The 14062-nt window shown below is 66.3% G+C and carries 16 protein-coding genes; 3 read left to right on the top strand and 13 right to left on the bottom strand.

Translation table 11 applies throughout. The annotated features are described in order from the left end of the window. Window positions 1–43: 43 nt before the first annotated feature. Genes RCH11_RS13320 through RCH11_RS13305 form a run of 4 tightly spaced genes read right to left on the bottom strand, consistent with a single transcriptional unit; the run spans window position 44 to window position 2973 of the window. A complete protein-coding gene (locus tag RCH11_RS13320) occupies window positions 44–964 on the bottom strand; it encodes a 1-phosphofructokinase family hexose kinase (RefSeq protein ID WP_327057504.1) in 921 nt (306 codons plus the stop codon). Beyond that, window positions 961–1917, bottom strand: a complete 957-nt coding sequence (locus tag RCH11_RS13315) for a carbohydrate kinase family protein (protein WP_327057503.1) — start codon at window positions 1915–1917, stop codon at window positions 961–963. Before RCH11_RS13315 ends, RCH11_RS13320 begins: the two co-directional genes overlap by 4 nt. Continuing rightward, window positions 1914–2081, bottom strand: a complete 168-nt coding sequence (locus RCH11_RS13310; RefSeq protein WP_327057502.1) for a hypothetical protein — start codon at window positions 2079–2081, stop codon at window positions 1914–1916. Before RCH11_RS13310 ends, RCH11_RS13315 begins: the two co-directional genes overlap by 4 nt. Before the next feature lie 7 nt (window positions 2082–2088). Continuing rightward, window positions 2089–2973 carry an SIS domain-containing protein gene (locus RCH11_RS13305; RefSeq protein WP_327057501.1) on the bottom strand — a complete coding sequence of 295 codons (885 nt, stop codon included), beginning with the start codon at window positions 2971–2973 and terminating at the stop codon, window positions 2089–2091. A 165-nt stretch (window positions 2974–3138) separates the two neighbouring features. On the opposite strand from RCH11_RS13305, the gene RCH11_RS13300 reads away from it, so the two are divergent. Then, window positions 3139–4206, top strand: a complete 1068-nt coding sequence (locus RCH11_RS13300) for an amidohydrolase family protein (protein ID WP_327057500.1) — start codon at window positions 3139–3141, stop codon at window positions 4204–4206. A 165-nt stretch (window positions 4207–4371) separates the two neighbouring features. On the opposite strand, the gene RCH11_RS13295 is transcribed toward RCH11_RS13300, so the two are convergent. The 4 genes from RCH11_RS13295 to RCH11_RS13280 form a co-directional block, all read right to left on the bottom strand. Then, window positions 4372–4746 carry an NAD-dependent epimerase/dehydratase family protein gene (locus RCH11_RS13295; RefSeq protein WP_327057499.1) on the bottom strand — a complete coding sequence of 125 codons (375 nt, stop codon included), beginning with the start codon at window positions 4744–4746 and terminating at the stop codon, window positions 4372–4374. Between the two features lie 131 nt (window positions 4747–4877). Beyond that, complete coding sequence (locus RCH11_RS13290; protein ID WP_327057498.1) at window positions 4878–5186, bottom strand: DUF1905 domain-containing protein; 309 nt, start codon at window positions 5184–5186, stop codon at window positions 4878–4880. Beyond that, entirely contained in the window at window positions 5183–6031 is an 849-nt protein-coding gene (locus RCH11_RS13285; protein ID WP_327057497.1) for a class II fructose-bisphosphate aldolase, read from the bottom strand. The genes RCH11_RS13290 and RCH11_RS13285 overlap by 4 nt, the downstream gene beginning before the upstream one ends. After that, window positions 6028–7344 carry an alpha-glucosidase/alpha-galactosidase gene (locus RCH11_RS13280; RefSeq protein WP_327057496.1) on the bottom strand — a complete coding sequence of 439 codons (1317 nt, stop codon included), beginning with the start codon at window positions 7342–7344 and terminating at the stop codon, window positions 6028–6030. The genes RCH11_RS13285 and RCH11_RS13280 overlap by 4 nt, the downstream gene beginning before the upstream one ends. Before the next feature lie 112 nt (window positions 7345–7456). On the opposite strand from RCH11_RS13280, the gene RCH11_RS13275 reads away from it, so the two are divergent. Together RCH11_RS13275 and RCH11_RS13270 are read left to right on the top strand one after the other, a co-directional pair. Beyond that, the gene (locus RCH11_RS13275) at window positions 7457–8272 is read left to right on the top strand and encodes a DeoR/GlpR family DNA-binding transcription regulator (protein ID WP_327057495.1); all 816 of its coding nucleotides are present in this window, start codon (window positions 7457–7459) and stop codon (window positions 8270–8272) included. 65 nt (window positions 8273–8337) lie between these two features. Continuing rightward, window positions 8338–9249 carry a hypothetical protein gene (locus RCH11_RS13270; protein WP_327057494.1) on the top strand — a complete coding sequence of 304 codons (912 nt, stop codon included), beginning with the start codon at window positions 8338–8340 and terminating at the stop codon, window positions 9247–9249. Window positions 9250–9253: 4 nt separating this feature from the next. On the opposite strand, the gene RCH11_RS13265 is transcribed toward RCH11_RS13270, so the two are convergent. The 5 genes from RCH11_RS13265 to RCH11_RS13245 form a co-directional block, all read right to left on the bottom strand. After that, a complete protein-coding gene (locus RCH11_RS13265) occupies window positions 9254–10270 on the bottom strand; it encodes an NAD(P)/FAD-dependent oxidoreductase (RefSeq protein WP_327057493.1) in 1017 nt (338 codons plus the stop codon). 14 nt (window positions 10271–10284) lie between these two features. Next, the gene (locus tag RCH11_RS13260; protein ID WP_327057492.1) at window positions 10285–10806 is read right to left on the bottom strand and encodes an isoprenylcysteine carboxyl methyltransferase family protein; all 522 of its coding nucleotides are present in this window, start codon (window positions 10804–10806) and stop codon (window positions 10285–10287) included. Then, window positions 10803–11870 (bottom strand): type III polyketide synthase, encoded by a 1068-nt coding sequence (locus RCH11_RS13255; protein ID WP_327057491.1) that lies wholly within the window; start codon window positions 11868–11870, stop codon window positions 10803–10805. The genes RCH11_RS13260 and RCH11_RS13255 overlap by 4 nt, the downstream gene beginning before the upstream one ends. A 9-nt stretch (window positions 11871–11879) precedes the next feature. Further along, window positions 11880–12299, bottom strand: coding sequence for a hypothetical protein (locus RCH11_RS13250; protein ID WP_327057490.1), 420 nt, complete (start codon window positions 12297–12299; stop codon window positions 11880–11882). A gap of 303 nt (window positions 12300–12602) precedes the next feature. Continuing rightward, window positions 12603–13766, bottom strand: a complete 1164-nt coding sequence (locus RCH11_RS13245) for an MFS transporter (RefSeq protein ID WP_327057489.1) — start codon at window positions 13764–13766, stop codon at window positions 12603–12605. Window positions 13767–14062: the final 296 nt, after the last annotated feature.

Below are 14062 nucleotides of genomic sequence, written 5' to 3'. Positions count from 1 at the left end.
GAGGGTTCGAGGCGAGGGACCGGCGGGACCGTGCGACGCCGTGTCAGCCCGTTGTCACCACGACCTGCGCCGCGATCAACACCGCGTCCTCGGCCGCAAAAACTCCCGCACCGGGCACGAGGGCGTTCGCGGTCGCGGCACCGGCGGCGAGTCGGAGTGCCCCATCGAACGCGTCTCCCCCGTCGAGGCCGGCAAGCAGTCCGCCGAGATAGCTGTCTCCACTGCCGACCGGATACCGTCCGAAGGCACCGGTCCCTCGTGCTCGCCAGCGCTGGGTGTCGTCAACCGCGATGGACCCGTCCACGCCATTCGTGATCACCACTTGGCCGCCGGTGACATTGCGGATGCGCAGAGCCAGGTCGAAGACATCCGTCTCGAGGGAAGCACCCACCAGCTCGGCCGCCTCCCGACGGTTCACCTTCACCAGGTCCGGCCTGTCGATAAGAGCCGCGGCGAGCGCCGCCCCGTGACTGTCGATCGCCACCCGCTGGCCGAGAGAATGTCCGAGACGAACCAGGCCGGCGAGTTCACCGACCGGCACCGAGGAGGGCATGCCCCCCGAGATCGCCCACCAGCCATCATCCGCGGATCGGCCCAGCACCCGCCTCAGCGAAGCGAGTTCCTCGGCACTGACGGCGGACGGATGCTCGTACAGCTCGGTCAGCAGCCCGCTGGCCGCCGACGCGATCGACACGCAGGTGCGGGTCTCGGCCTCGGCAACCACCGCCTCGAGCGGCACCCCGGCGGCCGCGAGATCCCGACCTATGAATGCCCCCGTCGATCCTCCCAGGATCGCGACAGCCCGCACGGATGCCCCGAGCACTCGAGCCGCCCGCGCCGCATTGAGCGCCTTGCCGCCCGCCGCGCGGAAGACGGACGTCGGCCGAAAGGTGCCGCCCTCCACGAATTCGTCCACAAGGTAGGTGACGTCTACCGAGGGGCTGAGTGCGACGAAAGTGATCATGCGAGATGGTCGGTGAGTTCGGTCAGGGTTGCCTGTGCGGGCGTCCCCCCCGCGGCACGCGTAGAGAGCGATCCGGCCACGGTCGCCCAGCGCAGCCGCTCGGACTCCGAGGCGATACCGGATGCCACGGCCGCGAGATACCCCGCGTCGAAGCTGTCACCAGCGCCGGTGGTGTCGTGCGCCTCAACCACCAGCGCCGGGGCGCGCACCACCGGAGAATCTGCGGCCACGGACCATCCGCCCTCCCGCCCTGCCTTGACCACCACTCGTGGGCCGAGGCCTGCGAGCCGCCGCGCGAGGTCTTCGTCGGAGCCACCGAGCACGCCGAGGGACCCCGCAATTGCGCGGAGTTCCTCGAGGTTGGGCAGCAACACATCAACTAGCGGGAGCACCGCTGCCAGTCCTGCCCACTTTTCGCACGGGTCCCAATTGGTGTCGAGGCTGGTGGTGATCCCCCGCGATCGGAGAGACGCCAACAGCGATGGCAGCTGGCTGGCGAGACCGGGAAGCAGGAAGTAGGAAGCGAAGTGCACGTGAGAGGCACCTTTCACCGCCGCGAGCACCGCATCGCCGGTGAGAGTCGGAATGGATCCGAGCAGGGTGAGAATCGAGCGGTCGGTTGGGGCGGAGAGGATCACCGAGAGTCCGGTTGGCAGCGTCGGATGCACACCGAGAGACGAGACATCCACCCCTGCTTCGGAGAGCCAGCCGCGGGTGAGTCGACCGAATTCGTCGTCCCCGACGGTGGCTGCGAGGGCGGTAGGGATACCGAGACGGGCGAGTCCGTGCGCCACGATCCCGGCGGAGCTTCCCAGAGTGAGGTCGGCGGAGTCGAGCAGCTGTTCGGCCTGCCCGAAGCGCGGAACGACGTCACCGCGCAACACCAGATCGACATTGGCATCCCCCACCACGAGAACCCGCACAGCAGCCTCCTCGACAATCGCAGCGCTCATCCTTTCAGCCCGGAGAAGGTCATCGTGGCGATGAACTGCTTCTGCGCGAAGAGGAAGAACAGGATGAGCGGCAGTGTGGCAACGACGTTACCCGCCATGAGCAGCGACCACTGGGTGCGACGCGTGCCCTGGAAGTTGGCGAGTCCGAGTTGCAGGGTGATCATGGCGTGCTCAGTTCAGGATGACGGACCGGCTGAGGTGTCGGGGAGTGTCGGGATTGAGTCCCCGGCTTGCGGCGAGCGCGACGGCGAGCCGCTGGGCCTGCACGAGCTGCACAAGAGGGTCAAGCGCGTCGGAGTAGACGGTGGCACCGGTGGCTTCGATGTCGGCGATGAGATCGGGCTGCACCTCGCCGAAGATCCAAACCAGCGATCCCGGATGCGCGACGGCGATCGGTCCGTGGCGGTAGTCAAGCAGCGGATACGACTCCGACCAGGCCTGCGCCGCCTCGCGCACCTTGAGGGCGGCCTCCTGTGCGAGCCCGTAGGTCCAACCCGATCCGAGGTAGACGAAATGGTCGAACTGGGCCACGTCGACGGGGAGCGGGGCGGCGATCGCGGCAGTCGCAGCATCCGGGAGCCCGGCGATGTCGTACCCGTAGGCCTGGCGAGCGAGGATGAGCAGCGAGGTGGGGAACCGCGTCTGCACGACAGACTGTTCGTCAGCAAAATCGAGAACAAGGGAGTTGTCGACGAAGCTATGGACGGCTTCATCTCCTACTCCGGTGATGGCCGATCGCCGGGTGCCGGGGTCGACCGACGCGAGGGCCGTGAGTATTTCGCTCGTGCTGCCCGAGCGGGTGATCGCCACGACGCGGTCGTAGTGACGGCCCGGCTTCCACTCCGAGGCGTAGGCGGCATCCGTCTCGCCGAGGCCGGCGCGCTCACGCAGCGAGGCGAGGGACTCGGCGACGAATGCCGAGGTACCGCAGCCGAGGAACAGCACACGTTCGCCGGGAAGGCCGAATGCCGAGCGGTCCTGCTCGAGCAGGGCCCTGGCCCATACCGCCGGCTGGCTCTCGATCTCTGCGCCGGTGATGGATCCGGTGATGCTCATGTGCTGCCTTCGTTCGGTGGTTCCAGGGCCCTGTGCCCAGCGATTTCTCCCATGGTGGATCCAGAAGTGTTCATATGACAAGAAAATCGCCTGAGTCGCTCAGTTTGACTGAGCGCTTGACGGCTCCGCACCCTCGTCTGCCGCTTGGTTTGGCACAATGTCGCCATGGAATCTCCCGACTGGGCCGCGCTCGCGGGCCTCCCCCTCACCGCCTGGACGCCGCGATCCCAGCTCTCGGCGCGCGTGACGGCGGTGCCACGGGCGCGGGTGCCTGCCATCGACATCCACAATCACCTGGGCCGCTGGCTCAGCGACGGCGAGTGGATGATCGACGACGTCGACGCGTTGCTCAGCGTCATGGACAACCACAACGTCGAGACGATCGTGAACCTCGACGGAATGTGGGGCGACGAGCTCGAGGCCAACCTCGACCGCTACGACCGGGCTTATCCCGGCCGCTTCCTCACCTTCTGCCAGCTCGACTGGGCTCTTCTCGCCAACACGGACGGCGAGCGGATGCTGCGCGAGTCCCTCGACGACAGCGCGGAACGCGGCGCCCGCGGCCTCAAGGTCTGGAAGAACCTCGGCCTCACGGTGCGCGACGCCACCGGCGCTCTCGTGCTGCCGGATGACGAGCGCGTGGTGCGCCTGCTGGCTCACGCGGGCGCGCTCGGCCTTTCGGTGCTCATCCACGTGGCCGATCCCCAGGCATTCTTCGAGCCGCTCGACGAACACAACGAGCGTCTCGACGAGCTTCTGCACGAGAGGGACTGGTGGTTCGGCGACACGACCCGGCATCCCACCTTCGGCCGCCTGCTCGACGCCCTCGCCACCCTCGTGATCGCGACTCCCGGCACCCGCTACATCGGTGCGCACGGCGGATGCGCGGCGGAAGACCTCGATCGGGTCGAGTCACTCCTCGCCGCGGCCCCCAACTTCATGATCGACATCGCGGGGCGCCTGGCCGAACTCGGGCGCCAGCCGCGTCGCTTCCGTGAGCTGATCGACCGCTTCCCCGACCGGGTGCTCTTCGGCACGGACATCTATCCCATCACCGACGAGCAGTATGAGCTGCACTTCCGGTTCCTCGAGTCAGACGACGAGGCCTTCGAGTACGCTCCGGGGTCGCCGATCCCGCCCCAGGGCCGCTGGACGGTCTCCGCCCTGCACCTCCCTGACCAGCACCTGGCAGCGATCTACCGCGACAATGCGCGGCGGGTGCTCGGGCTGTGACCTCTCACCATCGTCCGTTTTTCCTACCACTTACCTCTTCACACACGACGGTGGTCGCAAAAGTGGAGGGTGGATGGCGCGAGGGATGCTGCCGCGTCCAGCGTCTCAACAAGCGAATGCCGGTCACCTACCGCGCCGAAGGTGCCGAAGGTGCCGAAGAGCCTGTCACATCCGCTTCCGATGATCCACGCTGCGACATCCCGCACGTCGATGACCTGCACGTCGCGGATCGTGGTCGGCATAGACGGAGACTGTCGAGACGAAGGTCCACTGGGATGCCGCCGAGGAGAGTTCCGCGAGCGCGCCATCGACGAAACTGGGCTCCGCTGAGATCTCGATGACGTCATCCCAGGGCTCGGCGCTCACCGAGCGGTAGGCGTTGGCACCGGTCCGATCGGCGCGAACCAGCCGTGCAGCCTCGGCAGCCGCCCCCGATTCACCCCGCGCCAGGCAGGCCACCTCGTCTCCGTTAGCCACCAGTTGAGTCGCGAACTCGCGGCCGAGCCAGCCCGTGCCGCCAAGGATGCGGGTTTTTGTCACGCCTCGAGCATCCCCCTCCCACTTTTGCGACCACCACCGTGTTCGTACACGACGGTGGTCGCAAAAATGTAAGACGGGGCGGACGGGGCCGGCGGGGGCGGCGGGGGCGGGGCGGGCGGGGGGGGCGACGGTCACTCCAGCGTCGTCACGGTGATCTCGACGGTGTCACCCACGTCTACGCCCTCGGCCTTCCGCACCACCTTCTTGATCGGCAGGATGTATCGCCCCACCTTCGAGTCGGGAAAGATCGATGTGCTCCATCGCGACCCACCGAGGATCACGTCGACGCGGATCGACCCGAAGCCGGGCTTCGGCGCACGAAGCACGTTCGCGATTGCATCGGATGCCCGCTCCGGCAGCGTCGCGAACACCCACGCCGTGCCGCCCTCAAAGTCCCACAGCCATAGCGCTGCCGAGAAGGTGTGGGTCGCGCCTGTCACGCCCCCGCGATCACCCCGCACAGGTGCGCGACGAGGTCGCTGACCCGATCGCGGGCGGGCGCGAGGTAGCGCCGCGGGTCGCTCAGCATCGGCGATGACTCGAGCACAGCACGCACCTCGGCGGTGAAGGCGATGTTCAGCCCGGTACCGACATTCACCTTGCGGATGCCCGCGGCCACGGCCTCCCGCAGCGCGGCATCCGGCACCCCGGACGATCCGTGCAGCACCAGCGGCACCGCCACCGCCGAGGAGAGCCGCGCGATGAGGTCGAGATCGAGCGACGCGGTCTGATCGGTCATGGCGTGGGAGCTGCCGACCGCCACGGCGAGGCCGTCGACGCCCGTGGCATCCACGAACCGTGCCGCCTCGAGCGGATCGGTGCGCACTCCGGGAGCATGGGCGCCGTCCTTACCACCGACCTCACCGAGCTCCGCTTCGATCCAGAGTCCCGCGGCATGTCCGCGAGCGACAGCGGATGCCGTGAGCGCGACATTGCGCTCGTAGGGCTCGGTCGACGCGTCGACCATGAGGGATCCGATGCCGAAACCAGACCCGAGCGCGATCGCCTCGTCGATGAGCGTTGCCGACTCGAAATGATCGAGGTGGATGCCGATGGGCGAGCGCGCGGAGGTCGCGAGTTCGCGGCACGCGGCAAGAAGTGGCCGCATGCCGCCGTGGAATTTCACCGCGTTCTCGCTCAACTGCAGAAGCACTCCGATGCCCGCAAGGTCGGCGCCACCCACGATCGCCTCCGCGTGCTCGAGGGAGATCACGTTGAAGCTCGGCACCGCGCGACCGCGCGCCACCGCCTCGTTGATGAGGTGCGCCGTGGTGCTGAGGGTCACAGGACGTCCTCAGGGATGAGCTCACGAAGTGGTGCAGGCAAGAGGTCGCCATGAGCTGTGACCAGCTCGTTGCACAGCTCCCAGATCTGCTCGGGAGTGAGTGTCGAGTTGGCGTTCGGATCCATCAGCACGGCCTGGCGGATGAGCATCGGGTTTCCCGTTCGCGCGGCCTCGATCGTGAGCTCGGCCACCGAAAGGTACGGGCGGTTGAGCGCCGCGCACTGCACGGGTAACGCACCGACCGCGTGGGGGGTGAGGCCCGAGGCATCCACCGTTGCGGGCACTTCGACCACGGAGCCCTGCGGCAGGTTGTCGATCAGCCCGGCGTTGACCACATTGGCGTGAATCATCCGTTGCGTGCCGGTGACCATCGAGTGGATCACCTGCGGGGCATATTCCGCCGCGTTCTGCTCCAGCACAAGGGGTGTGCCGGCGGCGAGCGAGCGCTGCGCCTGCTCGAACTCGGCGACGTTCTCCTCGCTGATGCCGATGTACTCCAGCGGCTGAAGGCGGTACCGTTCGATCTGCTGCGGCGAGCGCAGGAACCAGGGCAGGTACTCGGAGGAGTGCTCGCTCGTCTCGGTGGGATAGAAGCCAAGCCGACGGAAGATCTCCACGCGCACGCGACGGGAGAGGCCGCCGTCGCCGAGGATCTTCTCGCGCAGTAGCGGGTAGAGATCCTCGCCGTCGCGGGTCCACTCGAGCAGCCAGGCCTGGTGATTGACGCCGGCCGCCCGGTAGTGCGTCTCTTCGATCGGCACGCCGATCAGCTCACCCAGATCGTGAACGGTCCAATAGACGCTGTGGCAGAGACCGACGGCCTTGATCTCGGGAGCGACGACGGAAGCCCACCAGATGTTCATCGCCATCGGATTGGTGTAGTTGAGCAGCCAGGCATCCGGGCAGTAGCGGCGGATGTCGGCGGTAAGGTCGCTGAGAACCGGGAAGGTCCGAAGGGCGCGGAAGACGCCGCCGACGCCGGTGGTGTCGCCGATGGTCTGGTTCAGCCCATAGCGAGCGGGAATCTCGAGGTCCTTCCTGGTCGCGGCGATGCCTCCGACCTGGATGGTGTTGATGACGAAGTCGGCACCCTCGAGCGCCGCCCGTCGATCGAGGGTACTGGTGATCATGGCCGACGCACCGAGGCGCTCGTTCACCTGCCGCGCGGTGCCTTCAGCCACCGTGAGTCGGGTGGCATCCACGTCATGAAGCACGATCGAGATATCGCGGAGCTCGGCGAAACCGAGGAGGTCGGCCACGAGCTGGCGAGTGAAAACTACGCTGCCCGCCCCGATGAAGGTAACCGTTGTCATAGTGCGATCATCGACGTATATGATCGAACCGCGCAAGCTGCGCTGTGATTATTGGTCGAACTGTGCAGAATTACTGATTGGTATGCCTCTTGCACTCAATTGGAGAAGCCGGATGACCCACACCGCAGCGGGTTTCCTTGTGCCGCGCGCCGCCTCGTCCAAGCGTTCGCAGCGCATGGTGTCCATCCTCGAGCTGCTCGCCCAGCGGTCGAGTGTCTCCCTTGCCGAGTTCTCGGATGCCCTGCGCGCGTCGGCCGCGACCATCCGCCGCGACCTTGCCGACCTCGAAACGCAGGGGCTGCTCCTGCGCACCCACGGTGGGGCCCGCGCGATCGGCAGCCCGTCGGAGCTGCCGGTGCGGCTGAAAGACTCGCAATTTCGTCAGGCCAAGCAACTGATCGCCCGCAAGGCCGCGCAACTCATCCCGAGCGGTCGTTACGCGATCGCCCTCAGCGGCGGATCAACCACGGCAGAGGTCGCCAAGGCACTGGCCAACCGCTCCGAACTCACCATCGTGACGAACTCTCTCACCACCGCGATGGAATTCGCCTCCCACCCCAATCTCAAGGTACTCATGACCGGCGGTCTCATCCGCTCCAACTCGTTCGAGCTGGTCGGCTCGCTCGCCGAGAACACCTTCAACGCCATCAACGTTGGTACGGCGATCCTTGGTACGGACGGCATCAGCGCCCTCGCCGGCGCCACTACCCACGATGAGACCGAGGCCAAGACGAACCTCGCCATGGTGCTGCACGCCGAGCGCGTGCTCGTGGTCGCTGACGGTTCAAAGGTGGGGAAGATCACGCTGGCAAAAGTCGCCGATCTCGAACAGATCCACGAGCTGGTGACGGATTCCAGCGCGGATCCGGATGAACTGGAGCGCATCGCTGCGGCCGGGGTGACGATCCACGTGGTCGATGTCGGCTGAGTAGCGGCGACGTGCCCCAGCCAGGGTGAGCGATGCTATCGTTGCCGCCAAGGGGTGATCGAGATATGCTCACACGCTTGGCCGCGTCCGGACCAGTGGTGTACCTCCTTGCCGGAATCGCATCGGCGATCGCCGGGCTCGTTCCCTGGCTGATCACCGGTATGCGCCTTCCGGTTCAAAATCTCTGGGCGGGCACCGTGTTTCCGGGGCGGATGCCGGTCGCCTTCCTGCCATTCAGCCAGTATGCGCTCACCCTCATTGTCGCGCTGATTGTGGTGGGCTCGGCGATTGCCGGCGTCGTCGCGCGATCGAGCCGAGCGCAGCATCCTCGATTTGCGGTGGTGTCGCTCGTCACCTCAGTGGCGGTCGTGCAGGTCGCCGCTCTCGTGCAGACCACCCTGACGGTACTGCACGGATTGAGGGACACGCTCGCGTCCACCCTCTACCTCGCCGCGCTGGTCATCGGCACCGCCGTATCCATCACCGTCGGACTCGTGCTGCTCGTGCTCATCGCTCGAGCCCCGGCAGCGGGTGTGGTGGTGGCCCTCAGTATCGCGGGTATTGCGCTGGAATCGTGGCTGAACGCGCTGGTGCTCCCATTCGGTGTCGCGTCGACCGAGCCGAACTTCGGTCCTCTCGCCGCGATCCGCTGGGTTCCGGCGTTCGTCGTCGGGCTTGCCGTGGTCTGGGCCGGCATCCGATCGATCGGTCGGGTGATCGCCGCAATCATCGGACTTCTCGTGCTCTGGATTGCTCCGGCGGCAGTCACCGCGGTCTCCTCTGCTGCGGGAAGCCGCGTTCTTGCCGCGCACCCCGCCGAGATGCTCGACTACGGTTCCCAGGTATTCGTCAGCGCGCTCGGTGTGGCGGGCGGCTCACTCTCTCTGCTGGTCCCCGCTGTAGCCGTGATGGTTCTCGGGCTTGGTGCCCGCGAGGCGATGGGGCGATGGCGCGTCGAACGAGTCCCGGTCGGCTGAATATCTAGCGAGCCAGTCGCTCCACAACGCCGCCGAATACGCGGGGCAGCGCGACGGCCGCGGGAACAATGGCCGAGCGCACCGGCGAGTTCGCCGCTGCCATGAGCCCGGCCGTGAGTAGGCGGAAGTCCCTGGTGCGTCGCCTCCACGCCCGCTCGTAGCCCTGCGGGGCATCCTGCGAAACACTTGCGATCGCGGCCTCAGCCTGGGCGAGCCCCACGCGGATGCCCTCACCGGTAATCGCATCGACGTAGCCGGAGGCATCACCCACGAGCAGCACACGGCCGAGGGAGCGGCGCGTTGTGCTCTGCCGAAAGGGCCCAGCTCCGCGCAGCGCGCTTGCCGGTTCGGCTCCTCTTACCAACGACGCGAGCGCGGGGATGCCGGCGAGCGCGGCCTCGAAGTCGAGCCCTTGGCGCCCGAGCATCGCGATGCCGACGACTCCGTCACCCACCGGGGTGACGTAGGCCTCCACGGTCGGCGTCCAATACACCTCGATCAGGTCCGTCTGCGGCTCGACGTGAAAGTGTCGGCGAACGCCGTATCGCCGACCGCGCGCAGCGACCGGGCGCTCGAGGCCGGTTAGTCGACGCACGGTGGAGTGCAGGCCATCGGCCGCCACGAGATACCGAGCGCGGATGCCGCCGGCCGTCACCGACTGCGAGTCCTGCTGGAGGGCATCCACCTTTCCGCACACCATGACGACACCGAGAGACCGGGCCCGCTCGGCGAGAGCGTCATGCAGCGCCGTGCGCCGCACCCCTCGGCCCGCACCAGAAGCGAAGAGATGATCGACCCGTCGACCCGCGCTGCGATAGCTCACGCCGAGCAGGTCGAAGCCGGGGGGATCCACACCGAGGCGAGCCAGCGCGGGCAGGGCTCCAGGCATCAGCCCCTCACCGCAGGCCTTGTCGATGGCGCTCTGGCGCGGCTCGATAATTGTGGCCGTGAGTCCGCACAATCGTGCCTCGATGGCGGCGGCGAGCCCCACCGGCCCACCGCCTACGACAAGAACATCCACGAGCCGTTCCACGATCAGGCTGCCGGAGCGAGGGTAGTGAGCGCACGCTCCTCGGTGGGGATGCGGAACCCGAACAGCAGGATCGCATTCAGCACCGTAAACGCCAGCGCGGTCACCCAGGCGGTGTGCACAAGCGGCAGCGCGATGCCTTCGGCGATCACCACGACGTAGTTGGGGTGGGTGAGGAAACGGTACGGGCCACCGGTGACCCGCCCGAGCCCCGGCACCACTATCACCCGCGCGTTCCACTGACGGCCGAGTGTGCCGATGCACCAGTAGCGCAGCCCCTGGCAGGCCAGGGCGATCGCCAGCATCGGCCATCCCAACCAGGGTAGGAAGGGGCGGTCGGCGAAGAATACCTCGGCGAGGCAGGCGAGCAGCATGCCAGTGTGCAGTGCGACCATGAAGGGATAGTGCAGCTGCCCATATTCGCGGCCGCCGCGCGCAAAGGCCCAGGCCGCATGGCGGCGGGACAGCACGACCTCGACGATGCGCTCGGCACCGGTGGCAAGGATCAGGGCGGTGAACCAGATCATGACGGCCACCGCAGAAGCACCAGTTCGGCGCTGACCCCCGGGCCGAGGGCAAACAGGGCGCCGTGGGATCCGGGCGGGTGGGCGCGCACCAGTTCTTCGGCAAGAATGTGCAACACCGAGACCGACGAGAGATTGCCGACGGCAGCGAGCGAGCGCCAGCTGTTGTCGAACACGCCATCCGCAAGCCCGAGCGAGGACTGGAACTGCTCCAGTACCCGCGGACCGCCCGGATGGGCGATCCAGGTGTCGATGTCGTCCAGTCCCAGGTCGTTATCGCCGAGAAAGCCGGTGACATCGCGACCGAAATTCGCCTCGATCACGTCGGATACCTGGGCGGTGAGGATGATGCGGAAGCCCGTTTCGCTCGCGGTGAAGCCGATCACCGACTCGGTGTCGGGGTAGAGCGCGCTGCGGGTGTCCACGACCTCAGGCCCGGTCGCGGGCATCCGCTTCGCTCGCTCGTCACCCACCATGATCACGGCCGCGCACCCGTCGCCGAACAGGCCGGTTGCCACGAGGTTGGCGGTGGAATCGTCGTTGCGCTGGAAGGTGAGCGAGCAGAGTTCGACGGCGATAAGCACTGCAACGCCCTCGGAATGCCCGGCAAGGTAGTCGGCGACGCGCGCGATGCCTGCCGCCCCGGCCACGCATCCGAGCCCGTACATCGGCACCCGTTTCACATCGGATCGCAGCCCAAGGCGAGCGACGATGATGGCGTCGATCGAGGGCGCGGAGATGCCGGTGACGGAAGTGAACATGAGGTAGTCGACGTCCTGGGGCTCGAGTCCAGCGATCGCGAGCGCATCCCGTAGCGCCTGCTCGGCGAGATCGGCCGCGACCTCGATGAACATGTCGTTGGACTGGGTGAACGTGCTGGCGTCGCGATAGCGCTCGATCGGCATGACCAGATGCCGAGTGTCGACGTGACTGCCCGCATGCAGTCGGCGCAGAACGGCCTGCTTCGTCGGATCCGATGTGACCATCGGCGCAATCGTGTCCGTGATTGTGGACTGCGCGTACACGTTGCCCGGGAGCGCGGGGGCGACGGCGACTATTCGGGCCATTCGGCGACGCTAACACTGTTGGATGCCAGTTCGGCCTTCGACTGTGAGGGCTTGACTATTTGCTGCCGTCGATGAGTTTTCCGGAGTCACCGGGCACACAGGTCGAGCGCCGCGGCGGCTCGTTTGTTTGGAGTCCGCAGAGTAGGTGCTACCCGTGACTGCGCCACCGGTGCCGTAAAGCCGAATTGTCGTGTCCTTCGGGTTGGTCGAACGCACCACACCGGTGCTGAGGCGCTTCGACTTCCTGAATCTCTCGACCTTGGCGATGTCGGCATCGGAATCCAAGCTCGCCAGCCCTATCGTGACCCCGACATAGTTGGCTCCACTCTTGCCGCTCGGAAGCTTGCAGTCCCGCGGCGCGGGTATTCTGCGGTCACTCCATTCACCGCCGCCAAGTTCCACGATCGTGTTGTCGATCAGCGACAGCATCGGTGCGGTCGTCTCCTCCTCCCACGCGGCTCGACCGGGTGAAACCGGCCTCGGCGAACCGCTCAGCTGAGTACCACTGGGACCTAGACCCGACCGCCGACGTGCCCACCCCCACCTGACCGACGAAAACGGAAATCATTCGGAAGCACCCCCTCAGATTCTGGATCGTCCAGAAACAGTCCTTCAAAACATGAACCGAAATCCGACGCGCTCGAGCAGTCCCAACCGCCCGCAAACCGGACCCCGAGCGGGACAGCGGTCACGTTCAGAAGCGCTGCAGTGTTATCCGTGATGATGCGTGGATCAGGTCCGCCGTCTGCCCTGGGTTCGTAGTCGTCGTGTGACGGGTAAGCAGAAGAGCGTGTAGACGAGTGCGAGGATTGCCACACCGACCAGTGCGGTGCGGAGGTTAGTGGTGCTGGCGAGCAGACCGACGTAGGCCGGACCGAGCAGGAAGCCAAGGTAGGCGATTGTGCCGACGGCCGACGTGGCACGGCCGCGTTGCGCTTCGGGGACATCCTTGGTGGCAACACTGAGCAGGGTCGGGAACAGAACGGATGTGCCTGTCGCCGCGACGGCAAATCCAACAAGGGCGACCCAGACGGACTCGGAGTAAGCGATAATCACCGTTCCCGTTGCGGCAACCAGCGAGCCCCCGACAAGCAAAAGCGGCGGTTTCAGCCCACGCGCAGCGCTTGATGCGAATCGGGCTGTTGCGGCGAAAGCGGCGAAGGTTGCAGGAGCTAAAGCCGCGATTCCGGGCGGCGCGTGCAGCTCGTCGCTGAGGAACACCGCGCCCCAGCTTTGGTGCGCGTTCTCGACGGCGAAGGCGAGCGCTCCGACCAGTCCGATCAGCAGGAGTGGTGCAAAAGATCCGAGGGCGGGACGCTCGCCTGCCCTGACATCCCCGTCGCTCGTGGCGGTAGACGTACGAGCGAGCCGGGCTACTGATGTCCCCAAAATCAGGATCACAACAGCGGTGCAGAGAAAAACGGTGAGCGGGTTCAGGTCGACTGAGCGGGCTGCGCCAGCAACCAGGCTGCCGATGACCACGAACAGAGAGAACACCCCGTGGGAGCGGGTGATGATACGGCCACCCGTTTGCTGCTCAGCAAGGCCAGCAAGAGAGTTGATGGCGACATCCGACGCACCGGAGGCAACACCCAGGAGAAGCATCGAGATGGATGCCGATACGAAGGTTTGCGCGGTCGCTCCAACGATTGTGGCCGTGACAGCGAGGGAAATCAGCATGACACCGGCGACCCGAACACCCCACCGGTCGACCGCGCGGCCGGAAAGGAGCATTGCCGGCAGCGCACCGATACCGATGAAAAGCAACACGATCCCGAATTGCGCATCGCTGAGGGAAGCCTGGCTGCGCAGGGCGGGAAGTAGCGCACCCCATGTTCCCCAGAACAGCCCGAACGCCGCGAAGGCCGCGTACGAAGCCCGCGACAGAATTTGCATCACCCCACCCTCGTCCCTTATTGACGCAAACAGACCGACCCAGGCCGAAACCAATCGATCTCAACAGAACCGGCGGAAGATGTTGCTCTTCAAGTTGGATTTCCGCTTTTCTTCGGAATAGGACAGCGGCACTGCTGTCCGAAAGGGCGTCCTCGAATGTGACACCGGCTGAGTGATCACCGAACACTCCGTCTTAGCCGCAATACCGTTCAGTTAAGGGTCCATGGGGTAGTTTCGAGGTATGCCTCGTTCTGGATGGGTGAAGCCGGTTTCTGACCGTCGGTTGTCGGATTTGG

The organism is Glaciihabitans sp. GrIS 2.15, from assembly GCF_035984695.1.
Taxonomy (GTDB): Bacteria; Actinomycetota; Actinomycetes; order Actinomycetales; family Microbacteriaceae; genus Lacisediminihabitans.
The sequence above is the reverse complement of the archived record's forward strand: the minus strand, read 5'-3'. Positions and strand labels throughout refer to the sequence as shown.